Origin of the sequence: Streptomyces shinuiensis, assembly GCF_043660855.1 — a bacterium.
Classification (GTDB): domain Bacteria; phylum Actinomycetota; class Actinomycetes; order Streptomycetales; family Streptomycetaceae; genus Streptomyces.
The window spans coordinates 3427697-3447884 of sequence record NZ_JBIHML010000001.1 but is presented as its reverse complement, the minus strand read 5'-3'; the positions used below and the strand labels follow the sequence as shown (position 1 = coordinate 3447884).

The window sequence follows — 20188 nt, the reverse complement described above, 5'->3', positions numbered from 1 at the left end:
TCGCCCATGGGTCTGTGGGACGTCCTGTTCGGGCGGAGCAAGCCGGTCCGGCCCGACCTCGACCGGCTCTTCGGCCTGCCCTCGGCGGCGATCACCCTCCAGGCCGCCGTGGGCCTGACCCCCACCGGGGCGGGCTCGGTGTGCTTCGCGAGCGTCGAGGGCGGCGCCTTCACGCGGATCCGGCAGGAGGTACGGGCCCTGCTGGGCGCGGACTCCGGGCGCGGCGGCGGGACGGTGGAGTTCAGCGAGGACGGCTACGGGTACTCCTGGCTGCTCTCCCGCCGCGCCCCCGACGAGCTGCCCTCCCTGGTCAACGACCTGCACGCGGTGAACGCCACGCTGCGGGACAGCGGTTTCGGCCCGCAGCTCCTGTGCTCGCTGGTCGCCTTCCGCACTCACGGCCGGCAGCCCCTCGCACTGGTCTACCTCTACAAGCGCGGCACCTTCTACCCCTTCGCCCCGCTGCCCGGCAGCAAGCGCGACAACCCGCTGGAGCTCCAGGTCAGGGCGGCCCTCCAGGACGACCTGGACATCGAACCGGACCTGAGCCGCTGGTTCCCGCTCTGGGGCGCCCCGGGCCTGTGAGGCAGCCGGGGCGCGGCACTCCCGCCGGGGGCGGGCCCGACGGCGGGGTCCTACGCCTCCGGGTCGTCCGCCGCGTCGTCCGCCGCGCCGTCCAGGGGCAGCTCGTCCACCCTCGTCTCGTCGATCACCGGCGACGGCGGGCGCGGTGTCTTCGGCATGACGGCCGCCTCCGAGTGGCCGCCGCAGCCGAAGGCGAGGGAGACCACTCGGCCGTCCGCCGGGGAGAACTCGTTGGCGCACACCCCGAAGGCCTGGCGCAGCGAGCCCGCCATCGGCACCAGGAAGCCGCAGCTCGTACAGGAGGCGGGGGCCGCCTGCGCCGTGGGCGTCCTGGGTCCGAACTCCTCCTCCCAGCGGTCGGCGGCGTCGTGCAGGCCCTGACGGGAGAGGACCCGGGGGCGGCCCATGCCGATCTCCTCGGCGACCGCCGCGATACTGCCGCGTGCCGGGGCACCGGGCAGTTCGCCGGGCTCGCTGGTGACGGTGTCGGCGTCCCCGGCCTCGGCCGGTCCCCCGGCGCCGGCCTCCTCCCAGGCCGACTCCACGACCGCCGCGTGCGGGGGGGGTTCGCCGCCGCCGGTGTAGCCGGGCTCCAGACGCGGGTCGTCCGCCTCGGTGGGCAGCAGGTCACCGGGGCCGAGGTCGCCGGGGCGCAGTCGTTCGCTCCAGGGCACCCACTCGGGGGCGAGCAGCGCGTCGGGGCCGGGCAGCAGCACCGTCTCGTCGACGGTCACCACCCGCGCCCGCGAGGCCCGCGCGACGGTGGCGGCCCAGCGCCAGCCGCGGTAGCCCGGCTCCAGGCACTCGAAGAAGTGCGTGACGACGCGGTCCCCGTCGGCGACGGCACCCAGATGGTCGCCGATCCGGCCGGGGAACGCGGCCTCCCGAGCCGCCTCCCGAGCCAGTTCAACCGCCTCGGCGCACAGGCGATCAGGGGTACGGCCTCGCATCGCAGCACTCACAAGAATCGATTCTCTCCTACGCCGTTTCGCGAGTGCGCCTACCGTACGCCCAGGTCAGACGGGTGAGGACGGAGCGGACCGGTGGACCGCTGCGACGTCCGGACCCAAGCGTTCCCATCGGGCGGAGCGCACTGTCCCCCACGCTACCCCACGCGCGTACGCCGTCGGCCGTCGCACCTTCGGCCAAAACCTTCAACCGAAAGGAGCCGGGCTAGGCGGCGGGCGGTGGGGCACACTGACGACGTGGCTGCCTTGAGGACGCCCCAGCACGGAGAGGGGCGATTCCGACGTACGGCGCGGGCGATCGTCCGCGCCGTACACACGCCTCCCCGCGCGCTGGGCAGGCGCATCCGGAAGGCCACCCACGCCCAGGGCGCCGGCGAATCCGGGCTGGGCAAGCTCATCGAACTGCACGCGGTGAACTCCGCGGGCGACATGATGATCACCGTCGCCCTGGCGTCCACGATCTTCTTCTCCGTCCCCACCGGCGAGGCGCGCGGGCGCGTCGCGCTCTACCTGGCCGTCACCCTGGCCCCCTTCGCACTGCTCGCGCCGGTCATCGGGCCGCTGCTGGACCGCATCCCGCACGGCCGCCGCGCCGCGATGGCCGGGTCGATGCTGGGGCGGGCGCTGCTGGCGCTGAGCATGGCCGGGGCGGTGGCCACCGGCAGCCTGGAGCTGTATCCGGCGGCGCTGGGGGTGCTGGTGGCCTCCAAGGCGTACGGGGTGGTGAGATCGGCGGTCGTGCCCCGGCTGCTGCCGCACCGGATCTCGCTGGTGAAGGCGAACTCGCGGGTGACGCTCGCCGGGCTGCTGGCCACCGGCGCGGCGGCCCCGGCCGGGGCCGCGCTGCACAGCCTGGGGCCGTCCTGGCCGCTGTACGGGGCCTTCACCGTCTTCGTCATCGGCACGTTCCTGTCCTTCTCGCTGCCCCACAAGGTGGACTCCGCCAAGGGTGAGCGGCGGGCCCTGCTGACCGCCTACGAGGCCGCGCACAGCCAGGACGGCGACGGCAGCGGCACCGCCGACACGGCCGGCACCGCCGGGGAGGCCGGGGGCGGGGGCACCGCGGGAAAGAGCCGCAACGGGAACGGCAGCGGCGGCGGCAAGCCCCGGCGGCCCGGCCTGCGCACCGTCGGCGCCTCCGTGTTCAACGCCCTGGTCGCCAACTCCTCCCTGCGCGCCCTCTCCGGCTTCCTCACCTTCTTCCTCGCCTTCATGCTGCGCGAGCACCCCCTGGCCGGTCTGGACCCCGTGGTCTCGCTGGGTGTGGTGGCCGTGGCGGCGGGCGGCGGCAACGCGCTGGGCACGGCGCTGGGCGCCTGGCTGCGCGACCGCGTCCCGGAGATGATCATCGCTTCGGTGCTGGCGCTGGCCCTGACCGCCACCGTGGTGGCGGCGGTGCTCTACGGCACGGTCACCGTACCCGTCGTCGCGGCCGTCGCCGGACTGGCGCAGGCGCTGGGCAAGCTGTCGCTGGACGCGCTGATCCAGCGGGACGTGCCGGAGCTGGTGCGCACCTCCGCCTTCGCCCGCTCCGAGACGCTGATGCAGATGTCGTGGGTGGCCGGCGGCGCCGTCGGCATCGCGCTGCCGCTGATCGGGCCGGTCGGCATGGGGGTGGCCGGGGTGATCGTGGCGGTGGGCGCGCTCGCCACCGTCCGGCCCCTGCTGTCGGCCGCGCGGCACGGCACGGCCCACCCGCGCGTCGCCTGAGCGGAACCGCCGGGTAGCCTGCGTGCTATGACCCACACGATCTCCCGGGGCAAGGGCAGCCGCACCATCCGCACTGCCGTAGCCATCGGTGCGGCCACCCTCGGGCTCGTCGCCCTCTCCGCCTGCGAGAAGCCGACTCCCCGAGCGACCGTGACCGTCGGTTCCGACAGTGTGTCCACGGAAGCCGCCTGCTACGAGGACAACGGCAAGATCTCGCAGGACAGGGTGCTGTCCTGCGCCAAGGAGGAGACCGACACCTCCATCACCGTCGGCCAGGGCGACCTGCTGCGCATCGGCGTGGACCCCGAGATCGCCGAGGACGGCTGGGTGCTGTTCCTCAACGGCCAGCCCGCGGTGACGGACCGGATCACCAAGACCTACCGCAGCTTCTCCGGTGACGCCTTCTTCCAGAACGGCGGCGGCCAGCAGGGCGGCGAACCGCAGTCGGTGCAGCTGAGCCTCGTCGAGTACGACGGCAGCGACTACCGGGGCGTGTGGAACTTCGAGCTCGAGCGCGAGAGCGAAGACTGAGCCCCGCACCGTCCCGCCGCACCGCCGCACCCGCTGTACGGACCGCGCCGGTCCTGGTCGTCACGGCCGTGCCCGCCGAGCGTGACGCGGTGGCGGTCGCCTGCGCCCCCGCCGGCATCGACGTGCTGGCCGCGGGCGCCGGGCCCGCCGCCGCGGCGGCCCGTACCGCCGTGGCGCTGGAGCGGGGCTCGGTGCGGGGCCGCCCGTACGGCCTGGTGGTATCGGCGGGCATCGGCGGCGGCTTCGTCCCGCTGGCCCCGGTCGGCTCGGTGGCCGTCGCCTCCGAGATCGTCGCCGCGGACCTGGGCGCCGAGACCCCGGCCGGACCCGAGCCCTTCGCCTCGGTGGCCGAACTGGGCTTCGGCACCACCGTCCACCTGCCGCCCGAGGCGCTGTCGCGGGCCGTCGCCGAGGCGGCCGAGGCGACCCTGGGCCCGGTGCTGACGGTCTCCACGGCCACCGGCACCGCCGAGCGGGCCGCGCTGCTGGCGCGCCGGCACCCGGGCGCGCTGGCCGAGGCGATGGAGGGCTTCGGGGTCGCGGAGGCCGCGGCGGCCTGCGGCGGGGTCCCCGTACTGGAGGTCCGCGCCGTCTCCAACGCGGTGGGCCCGCGCGACCGCGCCGCCTGGCGGTTCGCGGAGGCGCTGGACGCCCTGACCGCGGCCTTCGGCAGGATCGTGCCCGTACTCGACGGTTGGAGGGACCTTGACCGGCGCCAGGACTGACAGGACCGACGGGCCCGGGCGGCCGCTGCGGATCGCCCACTCCCCCTGCCCCAACGACACCTTCGTCTTCCACGCCTGGGCGCACGGCCTGGTGCCGGGGGCACCGGAGCTGGACGTGACGTTCGCGGACATCGACGTCACCAACGGCATGGCCGAGCGCGGCGAACTGGATGTGCTGAAGGTCTCCTACGCCGTTCTTCCGTGGGCGCTCGACGAGTACGCGCTGCTGCCGTGCGGCGGCGCCCTGGGGCACGGCTGCGGCCCGCTGGTGCTCACCCGTGAGCCGGGCACCGAGGCCGGCCTGGGCGGTGCGACGGTCGCGGTGCCGAGCGAGCGCTCGACGGCGTACCTGCTGTTCCGGCTGTGGGCGGCCGAACGGGTGCCGGGCGGGGTCGGGAGGATCGTCGTGCTGCCCTTCCACGAGATCATGCCCGCCGTGCGCGACGGCCGGGTGGACGCCGGGCTGGTCATCCACGAGGCCCGCTTCACCTACCGGGACTACGGCCTGCACCGGCTCGCCGACATGGGCGAGTACTGGGAGGACACCACCGGGCTGCCGATTCCGCTGGGCGCGGTCATCGCCAGGCGCTCGCTGGGCGCGCCGGCGCTGCGGGCGCTCGCCGAGGCGGCCCGCGCCTCGGTGCGGATGGCGTGGGACGACCCCCGGGCGTCACGGCCCTACGTGCTGGAGCACGCCCAGGAGATGGACCCCTCGGTCGCGGACCGGCACATCGGGCTGTACGTCAACGAGTTCACCGCCGACCTCGGCGAGAGTGGCTACGCGGCGGTGCGCGGGCTGCTCACGCGCGCCGCGGCCGAGGAGCTGGTGCCGCCCCTGGGCCCCGGCGCGCTGGACTTCGTGTAGAGCACCTACAGGCCCGTCCGGGCGCCCGGTCAGACGTCGAGCTGGTCGGCCACGATACGGAGCATGCCCGCGATCTTGTGGCCGTGCTGGCGGTCGGGGTAGCGGCCCCGCTCGAGCTGCTGCGCGACCCCGTCCAGCAGGGTGGTGAGGTCCTGCACGATCGACGCCAGCTCGTCCGGCTTGCGGCGCTGGGCGGCGGCCACGGAGGGGGCCGGGTCCAGCAGGGTGACCGAGAGGGCCTGGTCACCGCGCTGGCCCGCGACGACCCCGAACTCGACGCGCTGGCCGGGCCGCAGCACGGTCACCCCGGACGGGAGCACCGACGAATGCACGAAGACGTCACCGCCGTCGTCGCGGGAGAGGAAGCCGAAACCCTTCTCACTGTTGAACCACTTGACCTTGCCGGTAGGCACGTCTGTCCTCGTCCTCGTAATTCGTCCGGATGCCCGGGCTACGACCTGTCGGGAAAACAACGACTTCTTGAAAGGCAACGGTTCCGCACAAGACCGCGGCGGGCCGTATGACCCGCCGTCACCAAGACTAATGATCCACTCCCCGGTGACAAGACGCCCCGGGCCGCCTCCCCCGTGTCCCGCGCATGTCCTCACACGGAACTACCCTGTCCTGGTGACCAGTGAAACGTCCCGCGCGGGAGATCTGCTCGTCCGCATCGGCGCCGTCGTCTTCGTCGTCGGCGCGGTGGCCACTCTCGCGACCATCACGCCCCTGTTCCTCGGCTCCGACCCGCTGCCCACGGCCGCGTACCTCGTCAGCATGCTGATGGGCGTCGGCTTCGCCGTCGCCGGCGCCGGGGTGCTGCGGTCGATCGCCGTGCAGCGCCGCGAGGCGCGCTCGGCGGCCCGGCGGTAGGCACGGCTCCGGCGGACACGGCTCCGGCGGTTCAGGTCCAGGCCGCCGCGTACGCCTCCAGCCAGGCGGGGAAGTCCGTCAGGTCCTCCAGCACCACATCGGCCCCCGCCTCCCTCAGCTCCGCCGCGCCGCACGGGCCCGTCGGCACCGCCACCGACAGGGCCCCGGCCGCCCGCGCTCCTCGCACGTCGCCCAGGTGGTCCCCGACGTAGACGCCGGCGCCGTAATCGACCAGCGCCTCCGCCTTGGCCTCCGCCCACAGCCAGCCGATCACCGCGTCCGGCGCGATGCCCAGGTGGTCGAGGTGGAGCTTGGCGTTGGGCTCGTGCTTGGCGGTGACCACGATCGCCGTGCCGCCCGTCCGCCGGACCGCCTCCACCGCCTCCCGGGCGCCGGGCATGGGCAGGGTCGGCTCGATGGCGTGGCTCACGTACAGCTCGCGGTAGCGGGCACCGACCTCGTCGATCGCCCCCTCGGGGAACCAGTGCGCCAGCTCGGCCTCCAGGGGCGGCCCGAGGCGGGTGACGGCGAGGTCGGCGTCGATGTACGTGCCGGTCTCGGCGGCCAGGGCCAGATAGGTCGCCCGGATACCGGGGCGGGAGTCGATCAGCGTCATGTCCAGGTCGAAGCCGACCGTCACCGTACGAGAAGTCATGTCCCGTATTGTGCACTCCGTGACATAGTTGGTTAGGCTCGCCTAACCTGAGCTGGCCGGTTCCGTGCCCTCCACGGCGTGGAACCGGCCGTCTCCTGTCGCGTCCCGTTCCCGTCCGTCCGCCCGCACGTCCACCGAGGTCGCAGATGCCCGCCGCCCCAGCAACCGCCGCGCCCGGCCGGCCGGCGGCCGGTCCGCGCCGCGTGCGGGCGGCCCGCCGACTGGGTGCGGTGGCCGCGGTCTCGGCCGCCCTCGCCCTGGCCGTGCTGCTGAGCCTGGCCGTCGGCAGCCGCGCCATCGCACCGGGCGCGGTGTACGAGGCGCTGGTGCACGGCGGCGACGGCCCCGCCGCCCAGGTGGTGCTGACCATGCGCGCCCCGCGCACCCTGCTGGCGGTGCTGGTCGGCGCCGCGCTCGGGCTGGCCGGCTGTGTGATGCAGGGCCTGACCCGCAACCCGATCGCCGAGCCCGGCATCCTCGGCGTCAGCCAGGGCGCGGCACTGGGTGTCGTCCTGGCCATCGCCTTCGCCGGGGTGCACACGCTCTCCGGATACGTCTGGTTCGCCTTCGCCGGCGCGGGCGCGGCGGGGGCGGCCGTCTACGCGATCGCCGCGCGGGGCCGCGAGGGGGCGACGCCGGTACGCCTGGCGCTGGCCGGGGCCGCCGTCAACGCGCTGCTGTACTCGGTGGTGGCGGGGGTGCTGACGACGCGGGCCGCGGCCCTGGACGAGTTCCGCTTCTGGCAGGTCGGCTCGGTCGCCGGGCGCGGCACGGAGGTGATCGGGCAGGTGTGGCCGTTCCTGGCGACGGGCGCGCTGCTGGTGGTGGCCGTCGCGCGCGGTCTGGACGCCCTGGCGCTGGGCGAGGACATGGCCAGGGGCCTGGGTCAGAACACCGCGGCCGTACGGATCACCGGCGGTCTCGGGGCCACCGTCCTGACCGGCGCCGGGGTCGCCGCCGCCGGCCCCATCGCCTTCGTCGGGCTGGCCGTCCCCCATCTGGCCCGCGCCCTCGTCGGCTCCGACCACCGCCGGCTGCTGCCCACGGCCGCGCTGCTGGGCCCGGTGGTGCTGCTGGTGTCGGACGTGGCCGGGCGGATCGTGGTGCCGCCGGGCGAGGTGCCCGCGGGCGTGATGACGGCGCTGATCGGCGTGCCGTTCCTGGTGGCGCTGGTGCGCGGCCGGGCCGGGAAGGCGGCGGGGCCGTGACCGCGCCCGGCACCGTGAGCGAGACGCCCCGCGAGGTATCGGGCCGCGCGGCACCCGTCAGACCCCCGGGGTACGGCCTGGTGCGCCGCGGGCGCGCCTCGTTCCTGGTCCACCGCCGGTCCGCGACGGTCACGGCCGCCCTCGCCGCCGCGCTGGCCGCGGCCGTCGTCGCGGCCCTCTGCCTCGGCGAGACCGCCACCGCGCCCACCGAGGTGGCGCGGGTGCTGCTGGGGCTGCCGTCGCCGCAGGAACTGGTCGTGGGCACGCTGCGGCTGCCGCGCGTGGTCCTCGGACTGATGGTGGGCGCCGCGCTCGGGGTGGCGGGCGGGCTCGTCCAGACCGTCGCCCGCAACCCCCTGGCCAGCCCGGAGATCATCGGCGTCACCCACGGCGCCGCCGCCGTGACCGTCGGCGCGATGACCTTCGGCCTGACCTCGTACGCCCTGCTGCCCTACCTCTCCGTGGCGGGCGGGACGCTCGCCGCCGCGCTGGTCTACGTCTTCGCCTGGCGGCGCGGCCTCAGTGCGGCCCGCTTCGTCCTGATCGGCCTGGGCTTCTCCGTCGCGCTGCGCTCGCTCACCCAGCTGTTCATGACCAAGGGCGACTTCCTCGCCGCCCAGCAGGCCCAGGTGTGGCTGACCGGCTCGCTCAACGGGCGCGGCTGGGAACAGGCCGCGCCCCTGGGCTGGGCTCTGCTGGCCGTGCTGCCCGCCGTGCTGTGGTGCGCCCGCGCCCAGCGGCAGGCGGCACTGGACGACGACACCGCCACCGCCCTGGGGGTGCGGCTGGGCCGCGTCCGGCTGGGGCTGGCCGCCACCGGCGTCGTCCTGGCCTCGGTGGCCACCGGCGCGGCCGGACCGGTGGACTTCGTGGCGCTGCTCTCCCCGCAGATCGCCCGCCGGCTGACGCGCACCGCGCAGATCCCGCTGCTCGCCACGGCCCTGCTGGGCGCCTTCACCGTCACCCTCGGCGACCTGCTGGCCCGCAGGCTCCTGGCGCCGGTGGAGCTGCCGGTCGGAGTACTGACGGCGGCGATCGGGGCGCCCTACCTCGTCTGGCTGATCGCCCGCGGCCGCACCGGAGGAGGACCATGACGGACACCACCACCACGTCCACGGCGGCCGACGGACCGGACAAGCCCGACGCGCCCGCGAGCCGGCTGTCGGCCCGCGGTCTGACCCTCGCCTACGAGAGCCGCACGGTCGTCGACGGCCTCGACCTCGACGTGCCCGACGGCCGCGTCACCGTCGTCGTCGGCCCCAACGCGTGCGGCAAGTCCACCCTGCTGCGGGCGCTGGGCCGGCTGCTGCGGCCCCGGCACGGCGCGGTGCTGCTGGACGGCCGGGAGCTGGACCGCGTACCCACCCGCGCGGTCGCCCGCTCCCTCGGGCTGCTCCCCCAGGCGCCGGTCGCGCCCGAGGCGATCACCGTCGGCGACCTCGTCGCCCGGGGCCGCCAGCCCCACCAGCGCTGGTGGCAGCAGTGGTCGGAGGCCGACGAGCGGGCCGTCACCGACGCCATGGACAGCACCGGCGTCACCGAGCTGGCCGACCGGGCCGTGGACGAGCTGTCGGGCGGCCAGCGGCAGCGCGTGTGGATCGCCATGGCGCTCGCCCAGGAGACCGAGCTGCTCCTGCTCGACGAGCCGACGACGTACCTCGACATCGCCCACCAGGTGGAGGTCCTCGACCTGGTGCGGCGGCTCAACCGGGAGCGGGGCCGCACGGTCGTGATGGTCCTGCACGACCTCAACCAGGCCGCCCGCTACGCCGACCACCTCGTCGCGATGCGCGGGGGCCGGATCGTCGCGCAGGGGCCGCCGGGCCGGGCCGTCACCGCCGATCTGGTCCGCGAGGTCTTCGGCCTGGAGGCCGTGGTGGTGCCTGACCCGGTGACGGGCGGCCCACTCGTCGTCCCCGGCGCGCCCGCTTCCGCTGCCGCCCCCGCCACCGTCCCCGTCAGCACGCGAAAGAAGGCGACACCATGACCCTCACCCGCCGCCGTACGACCGCCGCCGGCGCCACCGCGCTGGCCTCCGTCCTCGCCCTGTCCGCCTGCGGCGGGGAGGGCAGCGCCGCCTCCGGGGAGACCCGGACGGTCATGACCGCCCACGGGGAGGTCGAGGTCCCCGCCGGGCCCGAGCGCGTGGTCGTCCTCGACACCGCCGAGCTGGACTCGGCCATAACGCTGGGCGTCAAGCCCGTCGGCTCCACCCGCTCCGACGTGGCCTCCGGCTTCCTGAAGTACCTGCCGGAGGAGAAGGTCGAGGGCATCGAGAACGTCGGCAACATCGCCGCGCCCAACCTGGAGAGGATCGCGGCGCTCAAGCCGGACCTGATCCTGGGCAGCGACATCCGCGACAAGGACCGCTACGACGAGCTGTCGAAGATCGCCCCGACCGTCTTCACCGAGTCCACCGGCGCGCCCTGGAAGGAGAACTTCCTGGTCCACGCCAACGCCCTCAACCGGCAGGACGAGGCGGAGAAGGTCGTCGACGCCTACGAGGCGAAGGCGGCCGGGGTCACCGAGGCGCTCGGCGGCCGGAAGAAGGCACGGGAGCTGACGGTGAGCGTCGTCCGCTTCGTCGAGGGCGCCGACACCCGCGTCTACGGCAGACAGAACTACATCGGCTCCATCCTCGCCGACATCGGAGTGAGCCGCCCGGCCATCGCCGACAAGGCCCCCGACGGCTTCTCGGTCGACGTCAGCCCCGAGAAGGTCGACCAGGGCGACGCGGACGTCGTCTTCTACACCTCCTACGGCGACCCGGCGAAGTCCGGCGAGGGCAGGGCCGTCGGCGGCGCGCTGTGGAAGAGCATGGAGGCGGTGGAGAACGGCCGCGCCCACCGCGTGGACGACGAGACCTGGATCCAGGGCATCGGCTACACGGCCGCAGACACGATCCTGGAGGAGATGAAGGAACTGCTGCCCAAGGGTTCCGGCGGCTCCGAGGGCTGACGCGCGCCCGTCCGCCGGCCGTGCGCCCCGGCCGGTCGGCGGACGGCCCTCTCCTCAGATCTCAGGTCTCAGACCGCTATCGACGGGTAGTGGATCCCGATGGCACCGAAGGCCAGGCTGACGCCGATCGGCACCAGGCCGAGGACATACACGTTCCTGGGCGGCATCTCGCCGTTCACCGCCTCCTTCTTCGCTCTGCCACGCGGGTCGTAGCGGACCTCGGCGGACTCCCCGATGTGGATGGGTGTGACCGGGTGGGCGCCGGCCGACGCGAGGCGCCGCTCGCCGTCCTCGTCCTCATAGGCGATGAGGCTGGACACCCAGCCGCCCGATGTCCAGCGCACGTTCACGCACTCGCCCACCGTACGGACGCCGGTCCCCCTTCTGGCGAACCTGCCGTTCCGCACAAGCGGCACCAGGAGTTTCACCCCCATGAACCCGAGGCCGGCGCTCAGCAGGGTGAAGAGAAGGCCCGGGAACTCCTCCAACGCTTCTCCCCCGTCTTCTCTTCTCCCCCTATCCCCTCGGCCGCCGCGCCCGCCACAGCAGGTAGAGGGCGCTGGCGACGGCCGCGGCGCGCAGCGCCCAGGGCCAGGAGGCGGTGATCGCCTCGCCCAGCGCGCCCTCGGCCATCGGCTCCCCCCAGCGGCCCTCGGTGCGGCCCCACAGCCACACCAGCCCGGCGGCGGCGACCGTACCGGGCACGAACGTCACCGCCCACTTGGCCTCCTGGCGGCTCAGCCGTGGCGACCACCAGGCGGCCAGCCAGCCCAGTCCCAGCGGAATCAGCGAACCCATCACCGCGCCCGCCACCAGCAGGGCGACGGCCGCCAGCTCCACGGCACCGCCGACGCGCGACACGCGGGCCGTACGCGGTGCGCCGCCCGCCGCCTTCGCCGTGCGCGGGCGCAGCGGGCGCGGCAGGCGCGCCCAACGGATCCCCCCGGGCGCGGCCGGGGTCTCGTCGACCGCGTCGGCGTCGGCGGCCTGCGCCGCCTCCGCCTGCCGCCGCTCCTCCTTCTCCTTCTCCGGTGGCCGCTCGAGCACCTCCGGCAGTTCGATCCCGCCGTCGAAGCCGCCGACCGGCAGCCGGCCGCCCGGCGCGTACCGGGGGGCGCCCGGCCCCCCGCGCCACCAGTCGGGGTCGCTCTCCTCAGGGCCCAGCTCGTGGGCGGGCGCGAGATGGGGCGGCGAGGCGGCGGACGACTGCTTCGGCGGCGGGCCGCCGTCCCGCGGTGCCCGCCCGCCCCGCGGGGTCCCCCGCACCGGCCCGTGCTCCACCGGCCCGTGCTCCCTGGGCTGCGGCACGGAGACACCCGTGCCCTCGACCACATCCTCCGGCCGCCCGATGCCGTCCAGGATCCGGCGCACCCCGGCCGCGGTGTGCGCGCCGCCCGCCTCGGCACGGCGTCGCTCGATGTCGGCGCGCACCCCGGCCACCAGACGCGCCCGCTCGGCGGCCGTCATGGCCGTGCCGTGCGCCAGATCGCCGATCCGGCTCAGATAGTCGAAGACCAGCTGTTCACTCTCGATCCCCACCCGACACCTCAGCGGCTACTGGTCCCTGGCATCCGTACGCCACGACCGTACCCGCACCGCCCCCGCGCGGAACCGCTTGTCCACAGGCTGCCGGTACCGTTGTACGGATGACGACAGAGCCCGAAGCGCGCCGGCGGGCGGCCCCCCGCACGCTCGCCGACGAGCTGCGCTCCCGCCCCGACGACGCGCTCGCCGCTCTGCTGCGGGCGCGCCCGGACCTGCTCTCGCCCGTCCCCGGCGACCTCTCCCAGCTCGCCACCCGCGCGGGCGCCCGCACCTCGGTGCTGCGGGCGCTGGAGCGACTGGACCGCTTCGCCCTCCAGGTCGCCGAGGCGCTGGCCGTGGCTCCCGATCCCTGCCCGTACGGGGAGCTGGCCGCCCTGCTGCCGGGCGGCGAGGGCGAACTGCCGCACGCGCTGGGCCTGCTGCGCGAACGGGCGGTCGTCTGGGGCGGCGACGACCGGCTGCGTCTGGTGCGCACCGCCCGCGAGCTGCTCGCCCCGTCCGCGTCGAGGCCCTCCCCCACCGGCCTGGGCCCGTCCCTGGCCGAGGCCACCGCGGGGACGTCGCCCGGCCGCCTCCAGGAGGTCCTGGCCGCCGCCGGGCTGCCCACCACCCACGACCCGGTGAGCGCGCTGGCGTCCCTGGCCTCCCTCTTCGGCGACCGGGAGCGGATGGACACCCTGCTGGGGCAGGCGCCCGAGGAGTCGCGGGCCATGCTCGCCAGGCTGATGTGGGGCCCGCCCTACGGCGAGGTCTCCGAGGTCCCCTCCCCGCCGGTCCGCTGGCTGCTGGACCGCGCCCTGCTGCTGCCCGCCGCGCCCCGCACGGTCGTACTGCCCCGGGAGGTGGCCCTGCACCTGCGCGGCGGCCGTGCCCACCGCCGCCCGGAGCCGCTGCCGCCGCCCGTCGGCCCGGGCCGCGCCCGCACACCGGCGGCCGCGGACTCCGCCGGGGCGGGCCAGGCGCTGGCGGCGCTCGCGGCCGTCGAGGAGCTGCTGGAGCTGTGGAGCACGGACGCCGGCGCGCCGTCGGTGCTGCGCGCCGGCGGCCTGGGTGTGCGGGACCTCAAGCGCACCGCCGTCGCGCTCGACGTTTCCGAGCCGGTCGCCGCCTTCTGGATCGAGCTGGCCCACGCCGCCGGGCTGCTGGCCTCCGACGGCGAGGAGGGCGAGCGGTACGCGCCCACCCCCGCCTACGACGCGTGGCTGGAGGAGCCGCCCGAGCGGCGCTGGACGCAACTGGCCCGCGCCTGGCTGGCGGCCACCCGGCTGGCCGGGCTGGCCGGCGGGCGCGACGCCCGCGGCCGGACGCTCGGCGCACTCGGCCCCGGCCTGGACCGCGGTCCCGCGCCCGAGCTGCGCCGCCGCACCCTGGGCCTGCTGGCCGCCGAGCCCGCGGGGACGGCCCCGGAGGCCGACGCGGTGGCCGCCCGGCTGGACTGGGAGTGCCCGCTGCGCGGCGGTGCGGAGCTGCGCGGCCGGATCGTGCGGTGGACGCTGACGGAGGCGGAGCTGCTGGGCGTGACGGGGCGCGGCGCACTCACCTCGTACGCGCGCCCCCTGCTGGACGAGCACGCCGCCGGCGCGGACGCGACCGGCCCGGACGCCGCGGGCCCGGAACCCGGAACGGCGGGCCCGGAGGCCGCCGCCCTTCTGGCCCCTCTCCTGCCCGAGCCGCTGGACCACGTCCTGCTCCAGGCCGACCTGACGGCCGTGGCGCCGGGGCCGCTGCGCCGCCGTCCGGCCGAGACGCTGAACATCCTGGCCGACGTGGAGTCCAAGGGCGGCGCGACGGTCTACCGCTTCACCCCCGAGTCGGTGCGCCGCGCCCTCGACGCGGGCCACGACGCCGACGACCTGCACTCCTTCCTGGCCGCCCACTCCCGCACGCCCGTCCCGCAGCCGCTGGCGTACCTGATCGACGACGTGGCGCGGCGGCACGGGCGGCTGCGGGTGGGCGCGGCCGGCTCCTACGTCCGCTGCGACGACGACACGCTGCTCGCCGAGATCGCCGCCGACCGCCGCGCCGCCTCCCTGGGGCTGCGGCTGCTGGCGCCGACGGTGCTGGCCGCCCAGGCGGACCCGGCCACCCTGCTGGAGCGGCTGCGTGCGATGGGGTACGCGCCGGCCGCCGAGTCCGACGGGGGCGATGTGGTGGTCCACCGCGCCGACGCCCTGCGCACCCCGCCGCGCACCGCGCCCGAGCCGGTGCCGGACGGCCCGCCCGGCCCCGGCGACCCGCTGCTGGCCGCGGCCGTACGCGCCATCCGCTCGGGCGACGTGGCGGCCGGCGGCGCCCCGCCCCGGCCACGCCGCCCCGTCCCGGCCGCTCCCGGCGGCCCGCCGCCGCGCACGCCCCCGGCCGACACCCTGGCCGTCCTGCGCGCCGCCGCCCGCCGCGGGACGCCGGTGCTGATCGGCCATGTGGACGCCGACGGCACCGCGGGGCAGCGCACCATCGATCCCGTCCGTGTGGAGGGCGGCTTCGTCACCGCGTACGACCACACCGCCGAGGAGGTCCGCACCTACCCGCTGCACCGCATCACGGGCGCGGCGGACGTGGGAGCCCCGGACGGCCCGGACGGCCCGGCGAAAACGGCGGGCCGGGCGTGACCCGCCGCCGCGTTCACCGCCGCGCGGCCTTCCGCGCCGCCTTCGCGCCGTTGGTGGCCGCCACCGCCCCGGCGATCGCAGCCCAGGCCCCGGCGAGCGCGGCGACCGCCCCGGCGGTCGCCGCCACCCTGCCCGCCCACTTCACATAGCCGTCCATGCCGCAGCCCTCCGTACGCCGTGTCCGCCTGAACCGGATCGCATCCATGTCCGGCAGCGTAGGCGCCGCGGGCCGTCCCTCACACGGGCGGGGCGACCCCCGGCGGAGGGCCGAAGGGCCCCGCGGGGGGTCGCCGGGCACACCGGGCACGCCGGTACGCGCCCGGAAAAAGTAGACTCTTCCATTCGGCGGGTGCGCCCGTCCCACGACGATCCGATCGCTGGAGGTACGCGTGTCCTGCCTGATCGTCCAGAGCGACAAGACCCTGCTGCTGGAGGTCGACCACGAGCAGGCCGACGACTGCCGCCGCGCCATCGCGCCCTTCGCCGAGCTCGAGCGTGCCCCCGAGCACATCCACACCTACCGGCTCACCCCGCTGGGCCTGTGGAACGCCAGCGCCGCCGGGCACGACGCCGAGCAGGTCGTCGACGCCCTGGTCACTCACTCCCGCTATCCGGTGCCGCACGCGCTGCTGGTGGACGTGGCCGAGACGATGGACCGCTACGGTCGGCTGCGGCTGCTCAAGCACCCCGTGCACGGGCTGGTCCTGGAGTCCTCCGACCGGCCGGTGCTGGAGGAGATCCTGCGCTCCAAGCGGATCCAGCCGCTGGTCGGCGCCCGTATCGACCCCGACACCGTCGTCGTCCACCCCTCCGAGCGCGGCCAGATCAAGCAGGCGCTGCTCAAGCTCGGCTGGCCCGCCGAGGACCTGGCCGGCTACGTGGACGGCGAGGCGCACCCGATCGAGCTGGCCGAGGACGGCTGGGCGCTGCGCCCCTACCAGAGGCAGGCCGTGGAGAACTTCTGGCACGGCGGCTCCGGCGTCGTCGTGCTGCCCTGCGGCGCGGGCAAGACGCTGGTGGGCGCGGGCGCGATGGCCACGGCGAAGGCCACCACGCTGATCCTGGTGACCAACACCGTCTCGGCCCGGCAGTGGAAGAGCGAACTGGTGCGGCGCACCTCGCTGACGGAGAGCGAGGTCGGCGAGTACAGCGGCGCGAAGAAGGAGATCCGCCCCGTCACCATCGCCACCTACCAGGTGCTGACGACAAAGCGGAAGGGCGTGTACCCGCACCTGGAGCTGTTCGACTCCCGCGACTGGGGCCTGATCGTCTACGACGAGGTGCACCTGCTGCCGGCCCCGGTGTTCAAGTTCACCGCCGACCTCCAGGCCCGCCGCCGCATCGGCCTGACGGCCACGCTGGTGCGCGAGGACGGCCGCGAGTCCGACGTCTTCTCCCTCATCGGCCCCAAGCGCTTCGACGCCCCCTGGAAGGAGATCGAGGCGCAGGGCTACATCGCCCCGGCCGACTGCGTGGAGGTCCGCGTGGACCTCACCGAGTCCGAGCGGCTGGCGTACGCGACGGCCGAGTCGGACGAGAAGTACCGCTTCTGCTCCACCACGGCCTCCAAGCAGCGCGTCACCGAGGCGCTGGTGCGCCGCCACGCCGGGCAGCAGACGCTCGTCATCGGCCAGTACATCGACCAGCTCGACGAACTGGGCGAGCACCTGGGCGCGCCCGTGATCAAGGGCGATACCGGCAACGCGCAGCGCGAGAAGCTGTTCGACGCCTTCCGAGCGGGCGAGTTGTCGGTGCTGGTGGTCTCCAAGGTGGCCAACTTCTCCATCGACCTGCCCGAGGCCACGGTCGCCATCCAGGTGTCGGGCACCTTCGGCTCCCGCCAGGAGGAGGCCCAGCGCCTGGGCCGCGTGCTGCGCCCGAAGGCGGACGGCCACGAGGCCCGCTTCTACTCGGTCGTCGCCCGCGACACCGTCGACCAGGACTTCGCGGCCCACCGCCAGCGCTTCCTGGCCGAGCAGGGCTACGCCTACCGCATCGTGGACGCCTCCGAACTGCTGGCGGGCGACGAGGAGCCCGACGAGGTCGGGTAGCCTCCCGGTCCGTCACCGGACCCCGGGAGGTCGAGATGCGCGAGCCGTACGAGAGCGGCATGCTCGACGTCGGCGGCGGCCACCGCGTGTACCGGGAGATCTGCGGCGATCCGGTCGGCAGGCCCGCCGCCGTCGTCCACGGCGGGGCCGATCTGAGCAGCCCGCTCGACACCGCGTGGGAGCTGTCCCGCGCCTGACCGGACACGGAGCTGACCGTCGTCGCCGCCGAGGGCCGCCCCGGCGGCGCCGGCACCCGCACCCTGGACGCACTGGACCGCTTCGCGGCGCGGTGACGGCGGTGACGGGCGTTGCCGGTGGCGACGGGCCGCGGCGGTGTGAGGCGACGGACACTCCGCCCGAACCCCTCGCCCGGCCCGCTCACGTCGGGTTGAAACCGGTCTCACCGGACATGTGAACGGGTACGAGTACGTACCCGTATACTTCCTGAATGATCAGAAGGCCTGAGTGATCGGAAGGAGCGCCGCTGTGGCTGACGCCAACATCCGCATCCCCGCTGAAGCCCGTGACAGACTCGCCGAAATAGCAGCCGCTGAAGGGCTGTCCCTGCGGGCATACCTCGCTCGCCTCGCCGACACTCTGCTCACTCCCGCCGAGCGCGCCGAGCGCGCCGAGCGAACCCTCGCCGTACTGCGGGAGTGGAACGGCTACAACCCCACCGAGTCCGAGGAAAAGCGTCTGGACGAGGAGTTGGACAGGCGGCTGGCGGAGGCGATCGGGCGGTGACCGGCCTTGTGCATGTCGTCCTGGACGACACAGCCATGGTGGCCGCCGGACATGGCAACGTCATGGCCTCCCGGCTGATCTACCGAGCGGAGAACGAGCCGGGGTGGCTTCTCTACGCCACGGCGTGTGCACTTGTCGAAGCAGACCGCACTCGTCCGGGCACCGCTGAGCACATCGCCGCTCTGCCCGGGGTCACCCTTCTCCACCTGGATCTGCCCTCCGCCCTTGCCGTGGCCCGCGAGACCACCTGGTCGGCTGCTCATACCGAGTACGCGGCTCAGCCGTCCATCGACCGTCCTGACGGTGCTGTGGTCGCCACCACGGCACCACAGACCTGGAAGGACCGGCCGGTCCGCGTTCTCGATCTCACCCCCTGAGGTTCTCCCCGCCCTTCGCGGTGGAGCCGTGCCCCGCGAAGGGCGGGAAAGACAGGAACGTATCGTCACCCTCGACGGACAGCTCCACCCAGGCGTCGAGGGCCCGCGCCGGCGCGTGCAGCAGGGCGACGGCGGGTGTCACCGCCCCGCCTTCGCCCCGCTCGACCTCGGCTTCCGCCACCCCCGCCCGCCGGGCGAGCTGTCCCGTCGAGAGCCCGAGCGCGGTGCGGCGGTCGTACACGGCCTGCCCCGGCGCGATGGCGGCGCCGGCCTCGGCATAGGAGGGGTCGGCGCGGTGCTCGTCCGGAACCAGCCACCGTGTTCGGTATCCCCTGTGCACGACTGCCCCTCTCATCCGCCCGTTCAACGTGGCATCGGCTGCGGAGGACGTGCCGCGGGTGGTCCGTTCGCCGGACAGGCGGGCCGTGCCTCTGCGGTGAGCGCTCGCGGACCGGGCACGGGCGGCGGCCGGCGCGCTTCGGCACCGCACGGGGCGCGGGGCCGGGCGTCATCCGGTGGGCCGGGGGCTCCGTCGCAGGCACCACGCCGCGTACGCCAGCAGTGCGAGCGCCAGGGGCGCGTACGGGGAGGCGAGCGGCTGCTGCCACCAGGGCAGGTGGAGGTCGAGGTCCCCGGAGTGGGGGACGAGCCAGTGCGTGCGGGCCGTGAAGAGCGCGGCGACGGCGCCCGCGGCGCACAGCGGCCACCGGCGGTCCGGCCCGGCGGCGGCCAGGACGGCGAGCAGCGGCACGCACCACACCCAGTGGTGGGACCAGCTGATCGGCGAGACCAGCACCGCCGTGCCCGCGACGGCGAGCACCCCCCAGCCCTCCCGTCCGCACAGATGGGCACGGCGGGCCAGCAACAGGCCCAGCAGGGCGACGACGGCAGCGGGCACGGCCCACCACAGGCCGGGCTCGGGGGTGTGCAGGAGGCGGGCGGCCATTCCCTGGAGGGACTGGTTGTCGACGATCCACGCCTTGCCGACACGGCCGGTCTCGAACATCCGCCGCGTCCAGAAGTCCACGCTCGCGCCCGGCAGGGCGGCCGCGCCGAGCACCGCCGTCCCCGCGAAGCCCGCCAGCGCCGTCAGCCCGGCGCGGACGCGGCCGGTCAGCAGCAGATGGACGGCGAAGATCGCGGGGGTGAGCTTGATCCCGGCCGCGACGCCGATGGCCAGGCCCTTGCCCCGGGCGCCGTCCGGGCGGCCGAGGTCCCACAGGACCAGGCAGGCCAGGGCGAGGTTGATCTGCCCGAAGGCCATGGTCTGGAAGACCGGCTCCAGCCACAGGCCGGCCGCCGTGGCGGCGATCAGCAGGGCTGGGGAGGTCCGCCGTCCGGCCAGGCGCAGGGAGAGATGGACCAGCAGGGCGAGCAGTGCGACGTTGCCGGCCGCGAAGAGGACCTGGACGGCGGGCAGGGGCAGCAGGGCGGTGGGGACGAACAGCAGCGCGGCGAAGGGCGGGTAGGTGGCGGGCAGGTCCCACTCGGTGACGGTGAGGCCGTACAGGTCGCCCCCCTCCACGACGGCCCGGCCCTCGGCGCGGTAGACGAGCACGTCCACCAGGAAGCTGGGCTGCGCCGCGCAGACCGCCGCGAGCGCGGCGAGGGAGAGTACGAGCAGGGCGGCGGCCGCGTGGGTCCGGCGGTCGCCGGGCGCGGCGCGTATCCGGGCGCGGGCGGTACGGCCGCCGTGTGCGGTACGGACCGGGTGTTCGGGGCCGGTGTCGGGGCCGGTGTCGGGCGTGGGCGCAGCCGGCACTCGGCCACCTCCTGGGTTCCGGTCC

At 75.2% G+C, this 20188-nt stretch carries 23 protein-coding genes; 15 read left to right on the top strand and 8 right to left on the bottom strand.

Annotated elements, in window-relative coordinates; genetic code table 11:
• Window positions 1-6: 6 nt before the first annotated feature.
• A complete protein-coding gene (gene pspAB, locus ACGRHY_RS15785; RefSeq protein ID WP_394635970.1) occupies window positions 7-585 on the top strand; it encodes a PspA-associated protein PspAB in 579 nt (192 codons plus the stop codon).
• A gap of 50 nt (window positions 586-635) precedes the next feature.
• Here the strand turns inward: pspAB and ACGRHY_RS15780 are convergent, their stop codons facing one another.
• Window positions 636-1535, bottom strand: coding sequence for a DUF3027 domain-containing protein (locus ACGRHY_RS15780; protein ID WP_394638075.1), 900 nt, complete (start codon window positions 1533-1535; stop codon window positions 636-638).
• A gap of 264 nt (window positions 1536-1799) precedes the next feature.
• Here ACGRHY_RS15780 and ACGRHY_RS15775 point away from each other — a divergent pair, with 264 nt between their 5' ends.
• The 4 genes from ACGRHY_RS15775 to ACGRHY_RS15760 are packed head-to-tail and all read left to right on the top strand — an operon-like array spanning window position 1800 to window position 5384.
• Window positions 1800-3263, top strand: coding sequence for an MFS transporter (locus ACGRHY_RS15775; RefSeq protein WP_394638074.1), 1464 nt, complete (start codon window positions 1800-1802; stop codon window positions 3261-3263).
• Window positions 3264-3290: 27 nt separating this feature from the next.
• Window positions 3291-3794 carry a DUF2771 domain-containing protein gene (locus ACGRHY_RS15770; RefSeq protein ID WP_394635969.1) on the top strand — a complete coding sequence of 168 codons (504 nt, stop codon included), beginning with the start codon at window positions 3291-3293 and terminating at the stop codon, window positions 3792-3794.
• Entirely contained in the window at window positions 3791-4519 is a 729-nt protein-coding gene (locus ACGRHY_RS15765; protein WP_394638073.1) for a futalosine hydrolase, read from the top strand. The genes ACGRHY_RS15770 and ACGRHY_RS15765 overlap by 4 nt, the downstream gene beginning before the upstream one ends.
• On the top strand, window positions 4500-5384 hold the full coding sequence (locus ACGRHY_RS15760) for a 1,4-dihydroxy-6-naphtoate synthase (RefSeq protein ID WP_394635968.1): 885 nt from the start codon (window positions 4500-4502) through the stop codon (window positions 5382-5384). The genes ACGRHY_RS15765 and ACGRHY_RS15760 overlap by 20 nt, the downstream gene beginning before the upstream one ends.
• Window positions 5385-5413: 29 nt before the next feature.
• Here the strand turns inward: ACGRHY_RS15760 and ACGRHY_RS15755 are convergent, their stop codons facing one another.
• Window positions 5414-5797, bottom strand: a complete 384-nt coding sequence (locus tag ACGRHY_RS15755) for a cold-shock protein (protein WP_394635967.1) — start codon at window positions 5795-5797, stop codon at window positions 5414-5416.
• Between the two features lie 214 nt (window positions 5798-6011).
• On the opposite strand from ACGRHY_RS15755, the gene ACGRHY_RS15750 reads away from it, so the two are divergent.
• Entirely contained in the window at window positions 6012-6254 is a 243-nt protein-coding gene (locus ACGRHY_RS15750; RefSeq protein ID WP_394635966.1) for a hypothetical protein, read from the top strand.
• 31 nt (window positions 6255-6285) lie between these two features.
• On the opposite strand, the gene ACGRHY_RS15745 is transcribed toward ACGRHY_RS15750, so the two are convergent.
• Window positions 6286-6909 (bottom strand): HAD family hydrolase, encoded by a 624-nt coding sequence (locus ACGRHY_RS15745; RefSeq protein ID WP_394635965.1) that lies wholly within the window; start codon window positions 6907-6909, stop codon window positions 6286-6288.
• 146 nt (window positions 6910-7055) lie between these two features.
• On the opposite strand from ACGRHY_RS15745, the gene ACGRHY_RS15740 reads away from it, so the two are divergent.
• Genes ACGRHY_RS15740 through ACGRHY_RS15725 form a run of 4 tightly spaced genes read left to right on the top strand, consistent with a single transcriptional unit; the run spans window position 7056 to window position 11075 of the window.
• Window positions 7056-8117 carry a FecCD family ABC transporter permease gene (locus ACGRHY_RS15740; protein ID WP_394635964.1) on the top strand — a complete coding sequence of 354 codons (1062 nt, stop codon included), beginning with the start codon at window positions 7056-7058 and terminating at the stop codon, window positions 8115-8117.
• Window positions 8114-9211: a FecCD family ABC transporter permease gene (locus ACGRHY_RS15735; protein WP_394635963.1), complete on the top strand. Its 1098-nt coding sequence runs from the start codon at window positions 8114-8116 to the stop codon at window positions 9209-9211. Before ACGRHY_RS15740 ends, ACGRHY_RS15735 begins: the two co-directional genes overlap by 4 nt.
• Entirely contained in the window at window positions 9208-10104 is an 897-nt protein-coding gene (locus ACGRHY_RS15730; protein ID WP_394635962.1) for an ABC transporter ATP-binding protein, read from the top strand. Before ACGRHY_RS15735 ends, ACGRHY_RS15730 begins: the two co-directional genes overlap by 4 nt.
• Window positions 10101-11075, top strand: a complete 975-nt coding sequence (locus tag ACGRHY_RS15725) for an ABC transporter substrate-binding protein (protein ID WP_394635961.1) — start codon at window positions 10101-10103, stop codon at window positions 11073-11075. The genes ACGRHY_RS15730 and ACGRHY_RS15725 overlap by 4 nt, the downstream gene beginning before the upstream one ends.
• A gap of 68 nt (window positions 11076-11143) precedes the next feature.
• Here the strand turns inward: ACGRHY_RS15725 and ACGRHY_RS15720 are convergent, their stop codons facing one another.
• Both ACGRHY_RS15720 and ACGRHY_RS15715 read right to left on the bottom strand, forming a co-directional pair.
• Window positions 11144-11563, bottom strand: coding sequence for a hypothetical protein (locus ACGRHY_RS15720; protein WP_394635960.1), 420 nt, complete (start codon window positions 11561-11563; stop codon window positions 11144-11146).
• A gap of 28 nt (window positions 11564-11591) precedes the next feature.
• Complete coding sequence (locus ACGRHY_RS15715) at window positions 11592-12614, bottom strand: hypothetical protein (RefSeq protein WP_394635959.1); 1023 nt, start codon at window positions 12612-12614, stop codon at window positions 11592-11594.
• 107 nt (window positions 12615-12721) lie between these two features.
• Between ACGRHY_RS15715 and ACGRHY_RS15710 the strand changes: the two genes are divergently transcribed.
• Complete coding sequence (locus ACGRHY_RS15710) at window positions 12722-15229, top strand: helicase-associated domain-containing protein (protein ID WP_394635958.1); 2508 nt, start codon at window positions 12722-12724, stop codon at window positions 15227-15229.
• Between the two features lie 13 nt (window positions 15230-15242).
• On the opposite strand, the gene ACGRHY_RS15705 is transcribed toward ACGRHY_RS15710, so the two are convergent.
• Window positions 15243-15434, bottom strand: coding sequence for a hypothetical protein (locus tag ACGRHY_RS15705; RefSeq protein WP_394635957.1), 192 nt, complete (start codon window positions 15432-15434; stop codon window positions 15243-15245).
• A gap of 184 nt (window positions 15435-15618) precedes the next feature.
• Here ACGRHY_RS15705 and ACGRHY_RS15700 point away from each other — a divergent pair, with 184 nt between their 5' ends.
• The 4 genes from ACGRHY_RS15700 to ACGRHY_RS15685 all read left to right on the top strand — a co-directional run bounded on the left by ACGRHY_RS15700 (window position 15619) and on the right by ACGRHY_RS15685 (window position 18401).
• Window positions 15619-17280 (top strand): DNA repair helicase XPB, encoded by a 1662-nt coding sequence (locus ACGRHY_RS15700; RefSeq protein WP_394635956.1) that lies wholly within the window; start codon window positions 15619-15621, stop codon window positions 17278-17280.
• Between the two features lie 35 nt (window positions 17281-17315).
• A complete protein-coding gene (locus ACGRHY_RS15695; protein WP_394635955.1) occupies window positions 17316-17477 on the top strand; it encodes a hypothetical protein in 162 nt (53 codons plus the stop codon).
• A 289-nt stretch (window positions 17478-17766) separates the two neighbouring features.
• On the top strand, window positions 17767-18024 hold the full coding sequence (locus ACGRHY_RS15690) for a hypothetical protein (RefSeq protein WP_394635954.1): 258 nt from the start codon (window positions 17767-17769) through the stop codon (window positions 18022-18024).
• 35 nt (window positions 18025-18059) lie between these two features.
• The gene (locus tag ACGRHY_RS15685) at window positions 18060-18401 is read left to right on the top strand and encodes a PIN domain-containing protein (protein ID WP_394638072.1); all 342 of its coding nucleotides are present in this window, start codon (window positions 18060-18062) and stop codon (window positions 18399-18401) included.
• Here the strand turns inward: ACGRHY_RS15685 and ACGRHY_RS15680 are convergent.
• On the bottom strand, window positions 18391-18741 hold the full coding sequence (locus ACGRHY_RS15680) for a helix-turn-helix domain-containing protein (RefSeq protein WP_394635953.1): 351 nt from the start codon (window positions 18739-18741) through the stop codon (window positions 18391-18393). The genes ACGRHY_RS15685 and ACGRHY_RS15680 overlap by 11 nt on opposite strands.
• Window positions 18742-18909: 168 nt before the next feature.
• On the bottom strand, window positions 18910-20025 hold the full coding sequence (locus ACGRHY_RS15675) for a glycosyltransferase 87 family protein (RefSeq protein WP_394638071.1): 1116 nt from the start codon (window positions 20023-20025) through the stop codon (window positions 18910-18912).
• Window positions 20026-20188 lie beyond the last annotated feature (163 nt).